Annotated in this window: 6 protein-coding genes; 2 read left to right on the top strand and 4 right to left on the bottom strand. The window is 61.7% G+C overall.

Going from position 1 to position 4497, the window contains the following annotated elements; genetic code table 11:
• The 3 genes from Q0520_RS09270 to Q0520_RS09280 all read right to left on the bottom strand — a co-directional run.
• The coding region (locus Q0520_RS09270) for an isocitrate/isopropylmalate family dehydrogenase (RefSeq protein WP_298669242.1) at positions 1-692 on the bottom strand (692 nt) is incomplete at its 3' end.
• Positions 671-1168 (bottom strand): 3-isopropylmalate dehydratase small subunit, encoded by a 498-nt coding sequence (locus tag Q0520_RS09275; RefSeq protein WP_298669245.1) that lies wholly within the window; start codon positions 1166-1168, stop codon positions 671-673. The genes Q0520_RS09270 and Q0520_RS09275, both read right to left, overlap by 22 nt.
• A 2-nt stretch (positions 1169-1170) precedes the next feature.
• Positions 1171-2424: a 3-isopropylmalate dehydratase large subunit gene (locus tag Q0520_RS09280; protein WP_298669247.1), complete on the bottom strand. Its 1254-nt coding sequence runs from the start codon at positions 2422-2424 to the stop codon at positions 1171-1173.
• Positions 2425-2513: 89 nt separating this feature from the next.
• On the opposite strand from Q0520_RS09280, the gene Q0520_RS09285 reads away from it, so the two are divergent.
• Positions 2514-2669, top strand: a complete 156-nt coding sequence (locus Q0520_RS09285; RefSeq protein ID WP_298669250.1) for a hypothetical protein — start codon at positions 2514-2516, stop codon at positions 2667-2669.
• Positions 2670-2773: 104 nt separating this feature from the next.
• On the opposite strand, the gene Q0520_RS09290 is transcribed toward Q0520_RS09285, so the two are convergent.
• Positions 2774-3865, bottom strand: a complete 1092-nt coding sequence (locus tag Q0520_RS09290) for an ABC transporter permease (RefSeq protein ID WP_298669253.1) — start codon at positions 3863-3865, stop codon at positions 2774-2776.
• Between the two features lie 184 nt (positions 3866-4049).
• Between Q0520_RS09290 and Q0520_RS09295 the strand changes: the two genes are divergently transcribed.
• Entirely contained in the window at positions 4050-4457 is a 408-nt protein-coding gene (locus Q0520_RS09295; RefSeq protein WP_298669256.1) for a bacteriohemerythrin, read from the top strand.
• Positions 4458-4497 lie beyond the last annotated feature (40 nt).

Below are 4497 nucleotides of genomic sequence, written 5' to 3' on the forward strand. Positions count from 1 at the left end.
CCGGGGTGGCGCCCCGCGACCTCGGAGAAGACCTCTCTCCAGAGGCCATAGACGTCGGAGAGGACATTTGCCTTGTCGACCGAGGTGACCCGCCTCTGTCGCCTTTCTGCAAGGTCGAAGGCGTACTCCATCACCCGCCTGCACCCCTCGCGGGAGAGGACGCCGATCTGGTAGGCGATCTCCTCGGCGTCACTCTCGACGTCGAGGCCGAACTTCACCGAGTAGAGGTCGCGGACGACTTCGAGTTCTTTTTTCTCCGTCTTCCTGAAGCGCGAACCGATACCGACGTAGAAGTCTTCGGTGTTCTCCCGCACCACGACGAAGTCAATGTCCTTCGGTCCCTTGCCGGCGAGAGGTGTCTGCACCCCCTGCAGGAGACGGATCGGCCGCAGGTTCACATACTGGTCGAAGAAGAAGCGCATCTTCAGGAGGATGCCCTTCTCCAGGATGCCGGGCTTCACGCGCTCGTCGCCGATGGCGCCGAAGTAGACCGCCGGGTACCGGGAGAGTTCCTTCAGTTCGTCCTCGGCGATCAGCACTCCTGTCTCCAGGTACCTGTCTGCCCCGATATCGAAGTCGGTCCACCCGATATCGAAGCCGTACTTCTCCCCCGCGGCGTCGAGGACCTTCTTCCCCTCTTCGAGGATCTCGGGCCCGATGCCGTCGCCGCCTATCGCCGCGACCCTGTACACAGTTCCACCTCTTTCATCTCCTTTGCATATTCGACCAGTCCGCCCGCGTCCACGATCGCCTGCATGAAGGGCGGCACAGGTTCGACCTGATACCTGACGCCGTCGGACTCCACGAATCCCCCTGCGGGGTCGACGCGTATCTCGCGCCCTTCGAGGAGTGCTCTGGTGTCAGGGCAGACGAGGGGGAGGAGACCGGTGTTCACGGCGTTGCGGTAGAAGATCCGGGCGAAGGACTCTGCCACGACGACCTTCACCCCAGCCCCGAGGAGGGCGAGGGGGGCGTGCTCCCGCGACGACCCGCAGCCGAAGTTCCTGCCCGCGACGACGACATCGCCGGGCCTGACCCCCGCCCTGAAGTCGTCCCTCGTCCCCTCGAAGACGTGCTCCGCGAGTTTTTTCGGGTCGTACTCGGTGAGGAACCGCCCCGGTATGATCGCGTCCGTGTCTATGTCGTCGCCGAATTTCCAGATCTGCATTGTCACACCTCCCTCGGGTCGGTGATCTCGCCGGTGACCGCACTCGCCGCCGCCGTCGCCGCGGAGCAGAGGTAGACCCCTGCCTCCGTGCTCCCCTGCCGCCCCCTGAAGTTCCTGTTCGAGGTGGAGAGGGAGACCTCGCCCGGTGCGAGGAGGCCGAAGGCCCCGCCCATGCACGGTCCGCAGCACGGCGCCTCGACAAGTGCGCCCGCCTCGACGAAGCGTTCGATCAGTCCGGCCCTGAGGGTCTTCAGGTACTCCTCTTTCGAGGCCGGGATCAGGATCACCCTTACTTCGTCGGAGAATTTCCTGTCGCCGAGGACTTCCGCCGCCTCGGCGAAGTCCTCGTACCGCCCGTTCGTGCAGGACCCGATGAAGACCTGGTCGATGTGGGTGCCGGCGACCTCGTCGACGCCGACGACATGGTCCACATTGTGGGGGACTGCCACCTGCGGCAAGAGGTCGGCGACGTCGTACTCCCGCCACTCCGCATAGGTGGCATCCCCGTCGCTCGCAAGGTCGAAACCTGTGGCGTCCGGTCGTCGTGCCTGCACGTACTCCCGCGTGATCCCGTCGGGCGGGACGATCCCGGCCTTCGCCCCCATCTCGATCGCCATATTGCAGCAGGTCATCCGTCCGGCCATCGGCATCGACCTGAAGGTCCTGCCGGTGAATTCCAGGGCCTGGTAGGTGGCGCCGTCCGCCCCGATGTCCCCTGCGATCGAGAGGATGAGGTCTTTCGCCCCGACGCGGGGGGCGAAGGCGCCGTTCACCTCGACACGGATCGAGTCTGGCACCCTGAAGTAGAGGGCGCCGAACTTGAGGACAAAGCCCATGTCGGTCGAACCGATGCCGGTCGCAAACGCGCCTGCAGCGCCGTACATGCAGGTGTGCGAGTCTGAACCGACGACGATCTCGCCTGGCGCCGCATGCCCCTTTTCGAGGACCACCTGGTGGCAGACGCCCTCCCTGAGGTCGTAGTTGTGGATGCCCTGGCGGAGTGCAAACTCCCGCATGAACTTCTGGTTCTCGGCCGCCTGGATGGAGTCGGCCGGCACCTGGTGGTCGAAGAGCATCACGACCCGCGCCGGGTCGAAGACCCGCTCCCCGCCCATCTCCCTGAACTTCTGGATGGCAAGGGGACCGGTGATGTCGTGGATCATGGCGCGGTCCACGGCCGCCATCACCACGTCGCCTGCCTCTATCTCTCTCCCGCACCGGGCGGAGAAGATCTTCTCCACAAGGGTCGCTCCCATGCTCTGATCACCCGATCATCACGCCTTCTCCCATTAAGATGTTTGGGGCGGGCAAAGTTTGATGAAGGGGGAGGGAGAGTCTCTCCCCCATGCTCAGGTGTCCGAAGTGCGGGAGCACCGACCTCTACGAGGTGCTCGGCGGGTATGCCGGGACGATGTACAGGTGCAAGAAGTGCGGCTACACCGGGTCTTTTGTCGTCGAGTCTGAGGAGGAACTCCCGCCGCCGCCTGATGAGAGAGAATAAACCTGGTTCATGGCAGGAGTATGTCTCGTGGGTACCGCCGCTCTTTTTTCCTCGCGTTCATCCTGCTGAATTATGTCCGGCATCCCGGTGCCTGTTCCGGAGTCTCACCGCACATCCGTCCTCATGAAACAGAGGTAGGCGGTGAGATAGAGCACGCCCGGAAGGACGAGGAGCAGGGCGATGTTCCCCCAGAGGCCTGCGAGGACATCCGTGAAGTGCGGCGGCGTGGTGTCCGGGTCGGTGACTGTTATTCCGAACGGGCCCTGCGGACTGTTCTGCGTCTTTACGACGCGATAGGGATCGATGACTGCCTCCGTGATCTTTTTATAATTGGTCTGCGGGGAGGCCGCCTCGACGATGGCGGTGACGGCCGCTTTCTTCTCATAGTATACCTTTGCTTCGGCCTCGTACGTCTTCATCGCCTCTTTCTCTCCCTGAGGGTCCTGTTCATCCGTATCGACCGGGATCATGGCCCCGCTTTCGGACATTATGATCTTCTGCACGTACGGGGGATCTGGTCGCTCACCCGCCCATGTGTCGATGGCGATCTCGCCTGCGAGAGGCAGGAGGGATGAGAGGATGATGAAGACGACGAGGGTGGCGATGAGCGCGCTCCCGCTGTCCCGTGCAAGAGTGGAAAGGGTGAGGGCGAGGGAGAAATAGATGAGGAGGAAGAGGATCGAGACCGCCCCGAAGGTGGCGATGGCGGAGAACTCGTTGATGGTCGGAATGATGCTGGCGATGAGGAGCATTGCAAGGGAGACAAGGATGGCCAGACCGATTGCGAGGACGACCGCCGCGCCCCCGCCGATCGCCTTGCCGTTGATCACCTCGTCACGGTAGACCGGGTGGGAGAGGAGGGTCTTGAGCGTCTTCGTCTCTTTCTCCTTTGAGACCAGGTCGAAACCCACCGCGATCGCAAGGACCGCCCCGATAATGACGATCTGGTCTGAGATGGAGGAATATACGGAGAGCACAGAAGGTCTGTCGGGCATCCACCCGGTTACTCCGCTGCTTTCGACAGCCGCGATCTTTTCCTGGTACGCTGCAAGGTCTCTGTCGTACTCTCCGATACCCTGGGAGATCCCGATGACCGAGATGATCAGGAAGAGTGCCAGGATGACAAAGAAGCGTTTGCTGGTGAGGTGGTCGGCAAACTCCTTCTGCGCTATGATCATGCATCTGGAAACATTCATACGTCGCCCTCTGAGACTGGTATGCGTGAGTCGGTCCTGACCGACATTATCCTTTCTTTTTGATGGGACGCCCTATCAGGATCAGGAGCAACTGTGTCCCGGAAAATGGGACAACGAGACCCGATGAAGTCCGCCACCCCCCCCAACCGGATGATATAATTAGTACAATGACGAACAATATCCCATGGCATACATGAACTGGTCAGACGACCTCTCTGTCGGTGTCTCCGAGATCGACGAACAGCACAAGAAACTCGTCGCCCAGATCAACGCACTCCACGACGCCATGCGCTCGGGGCAGGGGAAGGACGCCCTCGAAAAGACCCTCGGAGAACTTGCGGCGTACACGCAGTACCACTTCACCGCCGAAGAAGAGTACATGCAGAAGTTCGGGTATCCCGCCTATGCCTCCCACAAGAAAGAGCACGACGCCTTCGTCGCGAAAGTCGCGGATTTTCAGCAGGCATATGCCGGCGGACATCTCGGCCTCTCCATCGAGGTGATGAAGTTCCTGCGTGACTGGGTCGCAGGCCATATCAGGGGGAGCGACACCCGCTACACCGCCTGCTTCAGAGAACATGGACTGAACTGATGACCTGAGAGCCGGGTTTTTTCCCCGGCGATAAACCCAT

Source organism: uncultured Methanofollis sp. (assembly GCF_937919355.1).
GTDB lineage: Archaea > Halobacteriota > Methanomicrobia > Methanomicrobiales > Methanofollaceae > Methanofollis.